Raw genomic sequence first — 15,966 nt, forward strand, 5'->3', positions numbered from 1 at the left:
AAGCCCCAATTATAAACCAATTTAACATAAGTCCTTAATGAAGACCCTATCGAACGGCGATTATGCCGTGTTTTTTATCTACTTTATAATTGTATCCTTATACGGATACTGGATATACAGGCGCAAGCATAATGCCGATGCTACTTCTAAAGATTACTTTTTAGCTGAGGGCTCTCTTACCTGGTGGGCAATCGGCGCATCGCTTATCGCATCAAATATCTCTGCGGAGCAATTCATTGGCACAAGCGGGTCGGCATTTAAAATGGGGTTGGCCATATCTACCTATGAGTGGATGGCAGCCGCTACGCTCATCATCGTAGCCATCTTCTTTATCCCCATATATTTAAAGAACAAGATCTTTACGATGCCGCAATTCCTCAACCAGCGGTATAACGGTACAGTGGCTATGGTTATGGCTATATTTTGGCTGTTGCTTTACATTGTGGTAAACTTAATGTCTATCCTTTACCTGGGTGCATTAGCAATAAGCGGTATCTCGGGTATCGACATTACTGTTTGTATTACTTTGCTTGCTGTTTTCGCGGTCTTTATTACCCTCGGTGGCATGAAAGTTATCGGCTACACCGATGTTATACAGGTATTTGTACTGATACTGGGAGGTTTGGTGGCTACCTATTTAGCGCTGAATTTAATCAGCGAAAAATCGGGCACTACAGGCGTTTGGAATGGCCTTAGTATTATGCGTAAAGAAGCTGCCGGCCACTTCCACATGATATTTGATAAGAGCAACCCCAACTACATGGAAATGCCGGGGCTATCGGTACTTATTGGTGGTATGATCATCGTTAACCTAAACTATTGGGGCTGTAACCAATACATTACCCAGCGCGCTTTAGGTGCCGACCTTAAGACCGCGCGCGCAGGTATCCTGTTCGCGGCATTTCTTAAATTGCTGATGCCAATAATTGTGGTGCTGCCCGGTATTGCCGCTTATTTACTTTACCAGAAAGGCATGTTCCACCAGGAAATGATGAGCTCTAAAGGTATCATGGACCCTAATAAAGCATATCCATCACTTTTAAACCTGCTGCCAACATACTTAAAAGGCTTATCTTTTGCGGCGCTTACAGCAGCAATAGTGGCCTCGCTTGCGGGTAAGGCAAACAGTATTGCAACCATATTTACATTGGATATCTACAAAAAGGCTATCAATCCCGAAGCTACTGATAAAAGCCTGGTTAAACTTGGTAAATGGTCTGTAGTGGTAGCCATGGCACTTGGCGTTATCATGTCCTTATTAATTGGCGAGCAATTAATGGGCGAGGGCAAACAGGGCTTCCAGTACATACAGGAATATACCGGCTTTGTATCGCCGGGTATCTTCGCCATGTTCATTTTAGGTTTCTTTTGGAAAAAAGCAACTTCAAATGGTGCATTATTCGCCACTATCGGTGGGTTTTGCTTCTCGGTATTCTTTAAATTTTTGCCGAGGTTTGCCAACCTGGAGTGGCTTAACCAGTTCGGTTTCTCTAAACTGAATGACAAAGGTGTTTACGAGATCCCGTTCATCGACAGGATGGGATTTGTATTCCTGCTTTGTGTAATAGGCATGTGGATAATCTCTAAAATCGATCTTGCAAAAGGTGTTAAAACCAACGGATTGGAAATTGATGCCGCCATGTTTAAACCATCGCGCGCTTTTACTGCCGGCGCTTTAATTGTGGGCGGTATTATTGTAGCGCTTTATTCTTTCTTTTGGTAATATCATCAGCTCATATACTAAAGCGGCCTTTTACAAGGCCGCTTTTTTTGTTGCCTATTTAACCAAACAAGGCTGTAAAATATGCTGTTATATGTTAAAATAACGTGCCATGGATAACGCTGCTGATTATATACCACCACAAACAGAGGGTAAACACAACGATTTTATTCACTTTGTTGATTGCGCAACCGTAGATGAAGCTCACGATTTATTTCTGTTAGCAAAAGACCGATTAAAGGATATTTCTCAATGGCATAAACTAAGCGGGCCACACTCAGCAAAGTTTGCAGTTACCGATTCCCAAGGCAATGAAATTTATAAGATAGCCGAAAAAGGCGACCTGTTTTATATAAACCTTCCGCTGCCAACTCCGGGACCATTAGCGGGCGACGGAAAAGAATGGGTACGTATTGAGACGATGGAAGAGGCCGGAGACATTACAACCGAGAGTGAGTTTATAATTATGACGGTTAGGCCTGTGGCAAACCCAAGGCACCCCGAAAAGTCAATAGCTCATTTTTTTTCTCATGACTCTACCAATACTTTTATTATTGAGCGCTATTTGAACCATGTAAGTACCGCGGCCTGTGGGCGTAACGAAAAACCTAATAATAAAGACACCGGTTTATTTGATACCGTGCGCAACACAATTATAGCGCTGGGGGCACGCAACGGCCTGTCTGGCCCGCAATGGAACCCGCTGATGAAAGGTATTTTAGAAAAATAATAAATGTATATATTGGCTTTTATTTTAAACTAATAGCTAAGTTTATAGTCTATTACGATTAAGAATTAAACCCTACCCAAATTGAAAAAGTCATACTTATTAACAGGGGCGGCCCTATTATTGGGCGCATCAAACATTTTTGCACAGGCTTCGGCCAAGCAAACATCTTCAACATTTTTGTTTCCTGAATTTACATCGGGTACTGTGTTTCAAAAAAATGGCGCAACCCTTGATGCCACACTTGATTATAACACAGTAACACAGGAGATGATGTTTGCGCAGGAAGGGAAAAACCTCATCCTAAATGATGTAAGCAACATTGATAGTGTGGTTATAAACGGCGTAGTACTTGTACCCGCCCGGAATGTTTTTTTTGAAAAACTGACCAAAACACCTATCGCACTATATGCCCAGTATAAAGGCAAAATAGTACAGGGCGACCCACTTGGCGGGCGTATTGGCACCTCAAACTCAACACTTAACGGCCAGCTAAATGGCAGAAAGGCCAATAATGACAAGCCGGGCAATTACGATCTTAAACTGGCAGATGGCTACACTATGGATGTCCAAACAATTTACTGGTTAAAGAAAGGCAATGAATACACCCAGGTATCAACACTTAAGGCCTTTACAAAGCAATTCCCCGGTAAAGAAGCTCAAATAGATGCTTTTGTGAAAGAAAACAATATTAGTATAGTCAAAATTCAGGATATGATCAGGCTAACGGAGTTTGTGAATAAATAAGCCTGTTACTTACGCAAACTCTTGATAGTTAAAGCTGCTACTAATCCGCCAAAGGTGTACCAGGCCACTGTTAGTGCTTTTGTTGTATTGGTACGGGTTACAGGGGCATCGCTTAACCCCATCGGCTTGGTTAGCTTTAAGGCCCCAAAGCCCGCCGATAACCCAACCCCCAAGCCGGTTATAACCAAATGTTTCTTTTTAGCTGCACCAATAGCACTATAGTACATGGCGTTGCTAATTACATCACCGGCGAGTGTAGTTAAGTAAAGCGTATCACCGGTTGGATGCTCAGTGCCTGCCGCATTTGATATTTTTGTTACAGCTTCTTCGCCTATTAATTCAACCCTTGGCGCGTCATGATAAATACGCCTAACGATTTCATGTAATATGTTTAACGCAATGGCACCGGCAAGGCCGCCTGCAAAGTTTTTCAACAGCTTCATATCTTTATAAGGCATTGTTAATATTTTTGTTTCAAAAAGATAAAAACAAGAAGGCCGCTCTTTTGAGCGGCCTTCACAATTTAAAGTCAGCCAAACTTAGTGGCCCCTGCCGTGGCCATGGCCGTTACCATGCCCATTGCCGTGGTTGCCATTGTTGCCTTTGTATTTAACAACCTTTTTATGTTCTGTAACACGGGTAGGGCGCCCGTTACCTTTCCAATGGTTTACATATTTAACATCGCGGCTATCGCGAATAATGGTTTGCCCGGTACGGCCCTTATAGTTAGCATATTTGGTGCGATACACGGTAGCGTTTCTCCAGGGCCTTGGTTCGTTAACAACTACCTTATAACCGTTGTATAGGTTGTAATTGCTATACCTTGGGGGTAAACTTGCCCTGCGTACCCAGTTGTTATTTTCGAGGTAAACATATTGATGGGCAGGCACATCGTAGTAGGTATCAATATCCGGCATGTAGTAATAGTCGGCATGGTCATAACCTACAGGGCCCCACTCGGGCTGGCTACCTATGTTAATACTTAAACTAATTTGCGCGTTGGCAGATTTGTATGCTATACAGCTAAAAAATATAGCTGCAGTGATTATTATCTTTTTCATAGTGTTGTTTTTTGTTTTATGCATGTATGACAGCTACGCGTAGCTATAGTTTAAACAAACGGTGGTTATAACAACGATGTTACAAGAAGAAGGAGGAAGCTAAAAGTAAATAGGTTTGAAATAACAAAGGCGAAAAGAAAACCTTTCGCCTTTAATCTCGAAGCTTTCGCTTCACTAATCGTTATCTTTTTCTTCTTTTTTACCGGCCATAGCCAATACAGGCTTGCCAATAGTTTTATAATCGCCCACACCTTTAAGTATGGATGCCAACTGGGTTTTGTCCTGCATTATTTTAACGGCCTCGGCCAGTTCCTTATCGTACTTAAAGTTAGCCTCATAGCGGCCTTTTTCATAGCCATAGCGCGATGCGATTTCGTTCTCCAACACCTGTTTGATCTCTGCCTTATGCAATTGCAGGTCGTTCCTTTTACTTGCTGCCATTTTAGCTTTAAGGGCATCGTACTCGGCCTGTATCTCGGCAAATTGCTTTTCCTTTGTAGCTTCGGTTTTTAAGCCGGCAAGCATTTTTTCTGATATGGTGTTATACGTATAGTTTTTGCCCTCAAGATATTTGGTAAAATCGGCATAATCCTCATCTGTTAAAGTAAATGATCTTGGGTCTATTGGCTGCGGGTGGGCATTACGGTATTTGGTGGCGTAATCAAAAACAAACAATTTACTTACAAGTGTTTGTGTGATATTAGCAAACCTCTCTTGTTTAATAAAAACATCAGGATAAATGCCACTGCCATCATAAACCGAGCGGCCATTACGGGTTTTAAACTCATGGATAGATGAATCGGCAACCTTAATAACGCTTCCGTCAGTTTTACGATGGGCATAATCAAGCTCCTGTACGCACCTGCCCGACGGCACATAGTATTTAGCAACCGTTACTTTAACCAAACTGTTGTATGGCAGGTTAAAAGTTTGTTGTACCAAACCTTTACCATAGCTGCGCTGCCCTATAATAATAGCCCTGTCCAGATCTTGCAAGGCCCCCGCTACAATTTCTGATGCTGATGCGGAGCGGCTGTTCACCAGCACTACCAGCGGCAAATTTTGCTCTAACGGGGTTGATACCGTATTATATGTAAAATTTTTCTCCTTGATCTTCCCGCGCTGCGATACCACCATCACGTCTTTTTGTACAAACAGGTTCACAATTTTAACGGCTTCCTGCAAAATACCGCCACCGTTAGACCGCAAGTCGAGTATGATACCGTTGGGGTTATTTTTTTTAAGGCCTATAAGCGCATCTGTAACCTCCTGGGCAGAATTCTCTAAAAACTTATTCAGCTTAATGTAGCCCATGTTGTTGGCAACCATACCGCTGTAAACAACATTCGGCTGTTTTATCTCGTCGCGGGTTAGGGTTTTTACCACCGGGGCATCCGCATCGCGTTTCATTAACAGTTTAATAACCGCTCCTTTAGATCCCTTAAGCAGTTGGCTTACCTGGTCGTTGGTTTTACCGGCAAGTTCAACATCGTTTATCTTAAGCATCTGGTCGCCCTGGCGAATGTCTGCCTTTTGGGCCGGGAAGCCAGCAAACACATCAGATACATATATTTTATTATCGCGTAAAAAGATGCTTGCGCCTATACCGCCGTATTGGGTGCTTACATAGTGCAGTTTATAATCTTCAATTTCAGATTCAGGAACAAATTCGGTATAGGGGTCAAGGCCTTCAAGCATGGCATCAACACCGGTTTTAACCAACTTGGCCGAGTTTATATCATCAACATAATTAATGTTAACCTCTTTATATACCGATGCAAAAACATCCAGGTTTTTAGATATCTGGAAAAGATCGTCCTGAAAGCTCCATAACCCTATAGCAACTGCAAGCCCGCCAATATATAACGCCGGCTTCCTGTACCTGCTCAACATCCTGTTTTCCATGATCCTTAACCTCTTGAATATAAATATATAAAAGCCAAACGGCTTTTTATAATAAACTGTTTTTACAGCCGGTTATTATCAATATTTACCAAAGCTTTTGTTAGGGTAAACACTACATATTTGCGGTCGCGGTTTACCAGTTCCATCAGGCGGGTAATAAGCGTTTCTTCCTGGCCTTCGGTGTACTGTAATTGCTCGTCGGTAAGGTGGTTATATTTGCGCTGAACCTTAATTTTTATGCGCTCCCAATCCTTGTTACTGATCGTTATTTCTGCCATACAATAAAATATTTAAGCAAAAATATAAAAAATACCCTGCTGCAAGCGTTTAATATGCGGCAGAGGGTTAAACTTTTAACAATCATGCGGTTCTAAACGTTTTATAAACCAACAATTAGTAATAACTATCATGAGATTATTTATAAAACAAAAACACGCATGATAGCTTTATTACACTTAAAAATTTACAGCTATGAAAAAATGTTTGTTAAGCGTTGCCATTATATTTATGGCAGCAATAAGCGCAAGGGCACAGTTCTCGCTGGGCGCTAAGGCGGGCGTAAACTTCTCTAAGATCAGTACCGATAACGTAAGCGAATCTACCGTTGCGGGGTACCAGGCGGGTTTGTTTGCCCGTTTTGGCAGCAGCCTTTACTTACAGCCAGAGCTTTATGTAGCCAGCAGCGGCGGTAAGTTCGATTTTAATAATAACGGCGGTACCGTAACAACTAATGGCAAAGTGCGGTTCACCAGCTTAAACGTGCCTTTATTAATTGGCAAAGGCTTTGGTGGCGACAATCTGAACATTAGGGTTATGGCCGGCCCTGTTTACAGCTACCTGATGGATAAGAACCAAAATTTTGGCGATAATGTAAGCGGCGCTGATAACGATTTTGGCAACTACAAAAAAAGCACACTGGGTTACCAGGTAGGTGGCGGCATTGATGTTGGCCATATTACTGCCGACCTGCGTTACGAAGGCGGGCTAACCAAAATAAACGAAAACTATGGCCAGCGCCAAAATATTTGGGCGTTAAGCGTAGGCTTCAAGTTCTTTTAAGTGATATAATAAATTCAAACCAATGCGAAGATCCCGGTGAACAGCCGGGATTTTTTTATAGTTATTTTTTTAGCGGTTTTTGGTGACACAACAGCGTCAGTAAATTTAACATCAAACGTTTAAATATCAACCATTTACAAAAACGACTGGCACATGCGCAAACGTGAACGTGAACATTTTCGGCGTAAAAAAGATGGATTCTGATCAAATAAAAACCCTATTATACAAGTAAAGCCCCTGATGGGCAGGGGCCTTTACTAACCAATTATAAACCTAAATTATGAGAAGAGCTGTAGGAGAAGGGGTCGAACCTTCAAAGAGTGGTTATTCTTATTGCTAAGAGTTTCCCATAATCTCCGCCACCGCGACAAGGAGGTGTGTCTGCCAAAATTTCACCATCCTACAGGATATAAGTCAAAAGTTTAAAGTCGTAAGTTCAAAGTCTTTCAACTTTTCACCTTTAACTTTCTACATTAAGAACTTGCTGTTGGGGAAGGGTTCGAACCTTCACAGAGTGGTTAGCCCGCTTCGGGTTTCCCATAATCTCCGCCACCGGGACAAGGAGGTGTGTCTGCCAAAAATTTCACCACCCAACAATGTTTGTTTTTAAAAGAACGATAGAGCAATTGTCATTTGCTTTATACAAATCTAACAGAGTTGTTAGTTTCTTGCAAATATTTCAACAAAATATTTTTATTTTTACTTTTATTATAATTATACTTGTATTTGAATACTGATATTTAAAATTATGCCTCACAGGAAACCTCAAAATTTAGAAATTGATAATCTGGATATACAGATTTTATCAATATTGATGAAAAATGCGACCACCCCTTACACCGAAATCGCAAAAGAATTGATCGTTTCTGGCGGTACCATACACGTGCGGATGAAAAAGTTGGAGGAGATGGGTGTAATTAAAGGTGCCAGCCTGGAAGTAAACCCGCAAAAGCTGGGTTATGATGTAACCGCTTTCCTGGGCATTTTCCTGGAAAAAGGGTCGCAGTATAATGATGCTGTAAAACAACTTAAGGCCGTGCCCGAAATTGTAGAGCTGCATTACACCACCGGCAGCTACAGTATTTTTGCAAAAATTGTGTGCCACGATACCAACCACCTGCGTGAGGTTTTAAACGAAAATATCCAGAGCGTAAAAGGGATACAACGTACCGAAACATTTATTTCCCTTGAAGAAAGCATCAAAAGGCAAATAACCTTAGATTAACTTTAATTAGGTTTCCTGCCAAAGCATAACGCTTTAATATACGCGGCAAAGCAATTTCTAAACTATGTGTAAACATAGATTTTGGAGATTGCTTTGTTGTTTAAACTAAACGATCATTGTGGGTAACGGCATAATACTATTTACCAAACCCTGCATAACAGCCCCTTCAAGTATTCCCCTTCCGGAAAAGATGCCCTAACGGGGTGATCTTCGGGTTGGTGGAACTGGTAAATAAATTGCACCTGCTTACCGGCATCTAAGGCGGCCCAGGCCAGTACCTGCTTAAAGGTTTCCATATCCATAGCTCCCGAGCAGGAGAAGGTTGCCAGCAGGCCGCCGCTATTCAACAACTGCATACCTAAACGGTTAAGGTCTTTATAGGCGCGCGAGGCTCTGTCTAACGCCGACCGAGACGGGGCGTACTTTGGCGGGTCGAGTACAATGATGTCGAATTTAGCGCCATCTTCTTTAAATTTACGCAACTGCACATTCACGTCAGATTTGATGGCGGCGTGTTCCGCTCCGTCAAATTTGTTCAGGCGGATATTCTCTTCTAAAGTTTCTAATGCAAGTGCCGAGCTATCTACACTGGTAACAGATGCCGCGCCATTCTTTAAGGCATTAAGGGTAAAGCCGCCCGTATAGCTAAAGCAATCCAGCATTGTTTTCCCTTTAGCATAATTTGCCAATGCCTGACGGTTATAGCGCTGATCGCAATAAAAGCCGGATTTTTGGCCTTCGGCAATGTTGATGCCATAGCTGATGCCGTTCTCTTTCACCATCACCAGTTCGGGTGGATGGTTCCCTGACAATAATACATTAGTGGTTTCTAAGCCCTCGTGCGAACGGGAGGTTGCATCGCTTTTATCAAAAATGCTTTGAGGTTTTAACAGGGTGTTAAGTTCATCAATAATAACAGGCATAGCGTTTTGCATGCCGGATGTAAGTACCTGAACAGCCAGATGATCGGCATATTTATCTACGATGAGGCCCGGAAGATAATCAGATTCGCTAAAGATCAAGCGGCAGGTGTCTGTTGTGCCATCCTCTAAAATGTGGGCACGCCCGGCAACGGCTTCACGTACTTTAGTTCGAAACCAGGCTTCATCAACCATTACTTCCTCATTCCATTCCAATAGCCTTACCGCCACGCGCGATTGATCGTTGTAAAAACCATAAGCCAGAAAATCTTTTTTGTTGCCCAGCAGGCGGATAATTTCGCCATTAACCGGCTTACCCTTTACATTTTCTATAGCGCCAGAAAATACCCAGGGGTGTTTATGCAATACTGCTTTCTCTTTGCCTTTCTTTAATACAACATCAATCATACCGCAAAGGTAATAATATCGGCGCCAATGTTATTCCCTGCCGGGGATAGGTGTATTATTTAAAGCCTTAGCTACTGCCACAACATTAGCGGCTGCTGCTTTGGCCGTCTCTATCGACCATTCTTTACGGTAGTCGCTTTCCAGATAATTATCGCCGGGGCCGGGGCCATTGTTCCAATAGGTGTATGATTGTGGCGCGATGGTAAAACCAACGTCCATTAGCGCGCCTGCAATCTCCGATACCACATGCCTTGCGCCATCTTCGGCGCCGGTTACAACAAAGCCGGCCACCTTATTAAATGTTATCGGTCGGTTTTGCGCGTCGCGTTTTGGATAGAGGCCGTTTATACGTTCCAGCACTTTCAGCGCTTCACTGCTCATGGTGCCCATCCATGTTGGGGTAGCCATGATCAGTATGTCTGATGCTAAAAGTTCTTCCAAAATAGCGGGCCAGGCGTCGCCCTCTCCCAAGTCAGATTTTATGCCCGTTATGATATGATGGTCTGCAACACGGATAACATTTGTATCAACGCCTAATCTTTTCAGTTCCGCCACAAACTCATTAGCTAACGCTTCGGTATTTGATGCGGCCGGCGATGGCTTAAGCGTACAATTCAATATCAGGGCTTTCATTTCTTAGTCTTGGGTAATTAGCTCATGGTGCGCATGGCAGGCTTCAGCACACTGGCGGCAAGCATCGGCACATTTCTGGCAATGGTCATGCTGATGCATACCACACTCATCGGCACACATGCGGCAAATTTCTTCGCACAATAACAAGTACTGGTGGGCTATTTCAGATTTACGTTGCAGCAGCCGTGCAGCCTGTGTGCAGATATCTGCGCAATCTCTGTCGAGGCTAATGCATCTTACCATAGGCTTCACATCAACTTCATTCAAACAAGCTGTTGCACAATTTTCGCAAGCGGCAACGCATGCCAATAGTTTTCCTATTAACGCGGTATGATCATGATTTTCCATAGCAGTATATTTAATTATATAAATACAATTCTCTACAATAGAAAATGTTTCAATAAATGTAAATTCCAACTTTAAGAAAACAGAAAAGGCGGATGCTTTTCCGCACCCGCCTTTCAATAGTTATTTTAAACGTCTATTAGTTGTTGTCTTCAGGCTCGTCTGTTGCCAGGCCTACAACTTTATAAACTTTGTTGTTATCCGCGTCGCGTGTTTCCTGGAAATAGGTCCCGTCAGGCGCAACAAATAGTTTCTCACCGTTAACTTTAATTTTACGGCTATCCTGAGGCAAACTGGTTAACACATCACCAATTTGATAAGGCTGGTCGTACTCACCACCGTCGCCACTATCTCCGGTATTCAATTCACCATCTTTACCGGCCACTTCATAAACAACTGTATCGTCATCTTTAGTAACCGCGCGGTAGTAAACACCGTTACTTTCGTAGTACTGCTCGCCATTGATAGTAATAGCCTCGGCTTTTGATGGTAACGAATTTACCTGCGCGCCAATCGGTGGTTCCACTACAGTATATTGGTTATTATATTGTTGATAGTATAAACCATCGCTATAGTAATACTGGTAATCGCCCCAGTAGAATGGGTAGTAACCATAAGGCAATACGCCTATGCTAAAACCAATACGTGGTAAATAATATGAGTTGTAATAGCCCCGGTAGTTATAAAAACCACGGTTAAAATAACGCGGACCATAGTAACCACGGTTGTAGCCATAGCCATAACGGCCATAGTTACCACCGCGGTAACCGCCACGGTAATTACCGTAAGTACCACGGCTGTAAGCACCATAAGTGCCTCGGGTACCGGCAATAGATGTGCCGCCACGACCGCCAAATCCATTGGCACGGCCCTGGAATGATCCACGGTTACCTAAAACACCTGTACTGTTAGGGCGACTAAAGCCAGTTGACGGACGGTTAAAACCACCTGAAGGGCGGCTTATGCCTACATCGCCACGGCTAAAACCGCCAGACGGGCGACTGAAGCCACCGCTGGCACCTGCCGACGGTCGGCTGAAACCACCGCTACCGCCTGCTGATGGACGACTAAAGCCGCCGCCACCACCTGATGGACGGCTGAAACCGCCACCACCGCCGCCGCTAAATCCACCAGATGAACGGCCGCCGCCACCACCACCACTAAATCCACCGCCGCCGCCTCTGCCGCCGCGTTGCGCGTTAGCATCCGGGCCAAAAGACAAGAGCAACGCTCCGCTTAAGGCAATACTTAATAATTTTTTATATCCTGTTTTCATTTTGAAATTTATAATCGCTCGGCTTAATTGACGCCGAAGTATGTATAAGACTGTAAATTACACCAACGGTTTAATTGGTGTTTAATTATTTTATACAAAAAATGCGCCGCTAATTTTCCTATTTGTCAGGCTTATATCCTTATCACACCTCTTCGGCAATGAACAGGAAACCGCCATCAAAATCAATGCTAAAAAATCCATCGGCAACAGTGGTAAAATTTCCGTTGCCACTATCTGCTAACCCGCTGGTTCGCAGGTTTAAATATAATGATAATATACGGATACTTTCACCAGCCGGCTTCCATTTGCTAAACCCGGGATTAATAGCGTATATTTTTTTATCGGCACTATAAACTACAATGTTTATTTGAGGAACAAACACAGTCAGTTCTTCGATGTCAATCTCATCGGCAACAATGTTTACCGCTTTGTACTCGTTTTTAATAAGATAGTTTAGGGCTGCATGTAATGGCGACGTACCGGCCGGGGAGATCTGTTTAATATCCGATTGCAGGTTTTGGTCTATCTCATCGGCTATAATGACGTCTATCTTTATCTCTACGCTATCTAACTGCTCGGCAACCTGCGGGGTGGTAATAACCGTTGGGCTCCATTCCAGTAGCTGGCCTAATAATTCGTCAGAGAAATTATCGAGGCTAAGCAGCAGCAGCGCCGGTTCCTGTTTTTCGCGCACAATGTGATGAGACGACATTATATTATATACAGTTGAGTAATTTTGCCAAAGGTACGGTAAATTGACCTCAACCCAACCTCAACGGAGGTAAAGGAAGTTTAATATCTTAGATAACGTGGCAGAAGGTGAAGTTCAAATACGGCGGAAGATTATCCATATTGATATGGACGCATTTTACGCGTCGGTAGAGCAGCGCGATTTTCCGGAATATAGGGGTGTGCCATTGGTAGTAGGGGGCATGCCCGAGGGGCGGGGCGGTGTAGTGGCTACCGCGAGTTACGAGGCGCGTAAATTTGGCGTGCGTTCGGCCATGCCATCAAAACAGGCGCTGCAGCTTTGCCCGCACGCTATATTTGTAAAACCAAGGTTCGCGGCATATAAAGAGGTATCGCAAAAAATAAGGGAGATCTTTAGCCGGTACACTGATCTGATAGAGCCACTTTCGCTCGACGAGGCCTACCTGGATGTCACACACGATAAACTTAACATCGGTTCTGCTATAGAAATAGCTCAGCAGATAAAACAGGCTATAAAAGATGAATTGAACCTCACGGCTTCCGCAGGGGTGTCTATCAACAAGTTTGTAGCAAAAATAGCGTCGGATATTAAAAAGCCGGACGGGCTAACATTTATAGGCCCGTCATATATTGAAGGCTTTATGGAAAACCTGCCGGTAGAGAAATTTTACGGCGTTGGCAAAGTAACTGCCGGGAAAATGAAAAAGCAGGGCTTATTTACCGGCGCGGACCTTAAGAAGTTGTCTGAACGAGAAATGACAGACCGCTTTGGTAAGGCTGGAAGCTTTTACTATAACATCGTGCGCGGTATAGATAACCGTGAGGTACAGCCACACCGCGAAACAAAATCAATGGGTGCCGAGGATACTTTTGCTTATGATCTGACTACGGAAGGCGAAATGCACTCAGAGTTAGAGAAGATAGCTAAAACTGTTCATGAACGTTTATTAAAATATCAGCTTAAGGGGCGTACCATTACACTTAAAATAAAATATAACGACTTCAGGCAGATAACCCGCAGCCTGTCTATCCCTAAAAATATTAATGATACTGCTACTATATTAAATACCACTAAAAAGTTATTAGCTACAACTGATGTAGAAAATAGCAAGATAAGGTTACTGGGAATTACCCTTTCTAACTTTTTGCCTGTAGAGACGAAAGCAAAACTAAAAACCGATCAACTTTCGCTATTTGAGATTTAAAACAATCCAATATTTCGCTTCTATTTCCAATCAAATTTAATTTTAGACGTATTTAAGGAACCTCCATTCTTTAAATGTAGCAGTATAAATACATTTACACCCCCAATTAACCATTTACTGGCAATATTTAAATTGATTTTTCATTTTTTACATTAGATTTTAAGAAAATTTATAAAAAAATGTAAATATTATTGACAATATGGTTTTTATATTGTTATTTTAGCATATGCAATTGACGAAATTTAAATATATTTTGATAATAAATGGCTTTTTCAAGTCAATATTCAATTTACTCTTTAGTGATTTTATATTTTCATCAATTTTAAAGAACACATACTTCGGCATATCCTCAAATAATAAAGCTAAAAAGGAGAAAACATCATCAATTTTAGATTTTAATTTCTCAATAGAGGAAAAATCAAACAATAATTCTTGCTTTTTCTTAAAAAGCAGCCGCAAAAACGCAATAAAAACCGCGACAGTTTATATAAATAGCTCTAATTCTGATTTTTTTACACCGGCATCAGCTTACAGGTTGCACCCTGGGCTGATGCTGTTTCCACGGCGAACAAACAAAGCAAATTTTTGATCTGCCGAGTTAAACCAAGATACTGACCTCTAAATAATACTGACTAATTAATTAACTAAACTTATCCACTTAAACTAAAACAATGAAAAAAATTGTACCCTTTGGAATCCTCGTTATTGTAGTTATCCTGGCACTTATGTTTCCGGGTAACGTAGCGGCTGCCAAACCGGCCGAATTTAACGCGGCTGATGTAACATGGTTACTTATCTCTACCGCGCTTGTGTTATTAATGACACCGGGCCTTGCCTTCTTTTATGGTGGTATGGTGCGCAAAAAGAACGTTATATCTACCATGCTGCAAAGCTTTGTTTGTATGGGCCTTATCACTATCATCTGGGTAGTGTTTGGTTTTAGTATGGCTTTTGGTGAAGATGTTGGCGGTATGGGCTTAATTGGTAACCCTAAATCATTCTTTATGATGCAAAACACTTTGGGTGTTGCATGGGGTACTATCCCGGTTATTCTTTTCGCTATGTTCCAGCTAAAATTCGCGGTTATTACGCCGGCGCTAATTACAGGTGCATTTGCAGAACGTATCCGTTTCAATTCGTACTTAATTTTCATCACACTTTTCATCATCATCATTTATATTCCTTTGGCTCACGCTACCTGGCACCCACAAGGTATATTCTTTAAATATGGCGTGTTAGACTTTGCGGGCGGTACCGTTGTACACATGTCTGCAGGTTGGGCTGCGCTTGCATCGGCATTATATCTTAAAAAGCGTACCGGCGCCGAAGAGGCACACACCCCGGCACGTATCAGCTACGTTATATTAGGTACCGGTTTACTATGGTTCGGCTGGTTTGGTTTTAACGCAGGGTCGGCATTAGGTTCAGGTGAACTTGCTGCTACTGCATTGGCAACTACCACTACCGCATCTGCTGCTGCTGCCATGTCATGGATATTCTTTGATATCCTGAGAGGTAAAAAACCATCGGCAATGGGCGCTTGTATCGGTGCTGTTGTAGGTTTGGTTGCTGTAACACCTGCTGCAGGTTTTGTAACAGTATCAAGCTCATTGATCATCGGTATAGTTGCCGCGGTTGTAAGTAACCTGGTAGTTATATGGAGAAGCAAAACTAACATTGATGATACGCTTGACGTATTCCCTTGCCACGGTGTAGGCGGTATGGTAGGTATGTTAATGACAGGTATATTTGCTACCAAAGCTGTTAACAGCGCAGGTGCCGAAGGCTTAGCTTACGGTGAAACCGGCCTGTTCATTAAACACGTTGTTGCACTGGTTGCAGTATCGGTATTTGCTTTTGTAGGTGCATTTATCCTGCTAAAAGTTACCGACCTGATAAGCCCGCTACGTGTTACTCCTGAAGAAGAAATTGCCGGTTTGGATGTTACCCAACACGACGAAGAACTATAAGAACTTAACTATAACTGACTAAACTAACTAACAATGGAAGAGGGGTGCGCAAGC

Annotated in this window: 16 protein-coding genes and 1 tRNA gene; 7 read left to right on the top strand and 10 right to left on the bottom strand. The window is 42.7% G+C overall.

Translation table 11 applies throughout. The features are described 5' to 3' along the window. Positions 1 to 37: 37 nt before the first annotated feature. The 3 genes from ACFQZI_RS15760 to ACFQZI_RS15770 all read left to right on the top strand — a co-directional run bounded on the left by ACFQZI_RS15760 (position 38) and on the right by ACFQZI_RS15770 (position 3,194). Positions 38 to 1,723, top strand: a complete 1,686-nt coding sequence (locus ACFQZI_RS15760; RefSeq protein WP_377144111.1) for a sodium/sugar symporter — start codon at positions 38 to 40, stop codon at positions 1,721 to 1,723. 109 nt (positions 1,724 to 1,832) lie between these two features. After that, entirely contained in the window at positions 1,833 to 2,450 is a 618-nt protein-coding gene (locus ACFQZI_RS15765; RefSeq protein ID WP_377144113.1) for a hypothetical protein, read from the top strand. An 81-nt stretch (positions 2,451 to 2,531) separates the two neighbouring features. Then, positions 2,532 to 3,194, top strand: a complete 663-nt coding sequence (locus tag ACFQZI_RS15770; RefSeq protein WP_377144115.1) for a hypothetical protein — start codon at positions 2,532 to 2,534, stop codon at positions 3,192 to 3,194. A gap of 5 nt (positions 3,195 to 3,199) precedes the next feature. Here the strand turns inward: ACFQZI_RS15770 and ACFQZI_RS15775 are convergent, their stop codons facing one another. The 4 genes from ACFQZI_RS15775 to ACFQZI_RS15790 form a co-directional block, all read right to left on the bottom strand. Next, positions 3,200 to 3,652, bottom strand: a complete 453-nt coding sequence (locus ACFQZI_RS15775; protein ID WP_377144117.1) for a hypothetical protein — start codon at positions 3,650 to 3,652, stop codon at positions 3,200 to 3,202. Between the two features lie 81 nt (positions 3,653 to 3,733). Further along, on the bottom strand, positions 3,734 to 4,255 hold the full coding sequence (locus tag ACFQZI_RS15780) for a hypothetical protein (protein WP_377144119.1): 522 nt from the start codon (positions 4,253 to 4,255) through the stop codon (positions 3,734 to 3,736). 174 nt (positions 4,256 to 4,429) lie between these two features. Further along, a complete protein-coding gene (locus ACFQZI_RS15785; RefSeq protein ID WP_377144121.1) occupies positions 4,430 to 6,160 on the bottom strand; it encodes a S41 family peptidase in 1,731 nt (576 codons plus the stop codon). A gap of 62 nt (positions 6,161 to 6,222) precedes the next feature. After that, on the bottom strand, positions 6,223 to 6,438 hold the full coding sequence (locus ACFQZI_RS15790) for a hypothetical protein (protein WP_377144123.1): 216 nt from the start codon (positions 6,436 to 6,438) through the stop codon (positions 6,223 to 6,225). Between the two features lie 193 nt (positions 6,439 to 6,631). Here ACFQZI_RS15790 and ACFQZI_RS15795 point away from each other — a divergent pair, with 193 nt between their 5' ends. Further along, positions 6,632 to 7,219 carry a porin family protein gene (locus tag ACFQZI_RS15795; RefSeq protein ID WP_377144125.1) on the top strand — a complete coding sequence of 196 codons (588 nt, stop codon included), beginning with the start codon at positions 6,632 to 6,634 and terminating at the stop codon, positions 7,217 to 7,219. A gap of 484 nt (positions 7,220 to 7,703) precedes the next feature. On the opposite strand, the gene ACFQZI_RS15800 is transcribed toward ACFQZI_RS15795, so the two are convergent. Further along, positions 7,704 to 7,815: transfer RNA gene (locus ACFQZI_RS15800), tRNA-Asp, on the bottom strand. 152 nt (positions 7,816 to 7,967) lie between these two features. On the opposite strand from ACFQZI_RS15800, the gene ACFQZI_RS15805 reads away from it, so the two are divergent. Further along, complete coding sequence (locus ACFQZI_RS15805) at positions 7,968 to 8,444, top strand: Lrp/AsnC ligand binding domain-containing protein (protein ID WP_252758844.1); 477 nt, start codon at positions 7,968 to 7,970, stop codon at positions 8,442 to 8,444. Positions 8,445 to 8,584: 140 nt separating this feature from the next. On the opposite strand, the gene ACFQZI_RS15810 is transcribed toward ACFQZI_RS15805, so the two are convergent. The 5 genes from ACFQZI_RS15810 to ACFQZI_RS15830 all read right to left on the bottom strand — a co-directional run bounded on the left by ACFQZI_RS15810 (position 8,585) and on the right by ACFQZI_RS15830 (position 12,738). After that, positions 8,585 to 9,772, bottom strand: a complete 1,188-nt coding sequence (locus ACFQZI_RS15810; protein WP_377144128.1) for a class I SAM-dependent rRNA methyltransferase — start codon at positions 9,770 to 9,772, stop codon at positions 8,585 to 8,587. A 30-nt stretch (positions 9,773 to 9,802) separates the two neighbouring features. Then, positions 9,803 to 10,405 (bottom strand): flavodoxin family protein, encoded by a 603-nt coding sequence (locus ACFQZI_RS15815; protein WP_377144130.1) that lies wholly within the window; start codon positions 10,403 to 10,405, stop codon positions 9,803 to 9,805. Positions 10,406 to 10,408: 3 nt separating this feature from the next. Further along, a complete protein-coding gene (locus ACFQZI_RS15820; protein WP_377144132.1) occupies positions 10,409 to 10,648 on the bottom strand; it encodes a four-helix bundle copper-binding protein in 240 nt (79 codons plus the stop codon). 241 nt (positions 10,649 to 10,889) lie between these two features. Next, a complete protein-coding gene (locus tag ACFQZI_RS15825; protein ID WP_377144134.1) occupies positions 10,890 to 12,026 on the bottom strand; it encodes a DUF6515 family protein in 1,137 nt (378 codons plus the stop codon). 142 nt (positions 12,027 to 12,168) lie between these two features. After that, complete coding sequence (locus ACFQZI_RS15830; protein WP_377144136.1) at positions 12,169 to 12,738, bottom strand: thiamine pyrophosphokinase; 570 nt, start codon at positions 12,736 to 12,738, stop codon at positions 12,169 to 12,171. A 145-nt stretch (positions 12,739 to 12,883) separates the two neighbouring features. Here ACFQZI_RS15830 and dinB point away from each other — a divergent pair, with 145 nt between their 5' ends. Together dinB and ACFQZI_RS15840 are read left to right on the top strand one after the other, a co-directional pair. Beyond that, positions 12,884 to 13,942 carry a DNA polymerase IV gene (dinB, locus tag ACFQZI_RS15835; protein WP_377144138.1) on the top strand — a complete coding sequence of 353 codons (1,059 nt, stop codon included), beginning with the start codon at positions 12,884 to 12,886 and terminating at the stop codon, positions 13,940 to 13,942. A gap of 671 nt (positions 13,943 to 14,613) precedes the next feature. Next, positions 14,614 to 15,912 carry an ammonium transporter gene (locus tag ACFQZI_RS15840; protein WP_377144140.1) on the top strand — a complete coding sequence of 433 codons (1,299 nt, stop codon included), beginning with the start codon at positions 14,614 to 14,616 and terminating at the stop codon, positions 15,910 to 15,912. Positions 15,913 to 15,966: the final 54 nt, after the last annotated feature.

The organism is Mucilaginibacter lutimaris (assembly GCF_042676625.1).
GTDB classification, from domain to species: domain Bacteria; phylum Bacteroidota; class Bacteroidia; order Sphingobacteriales; family Sphingobacteriaceae; genus Mucilaginibacter; species Mucilaginibacter lutimaris.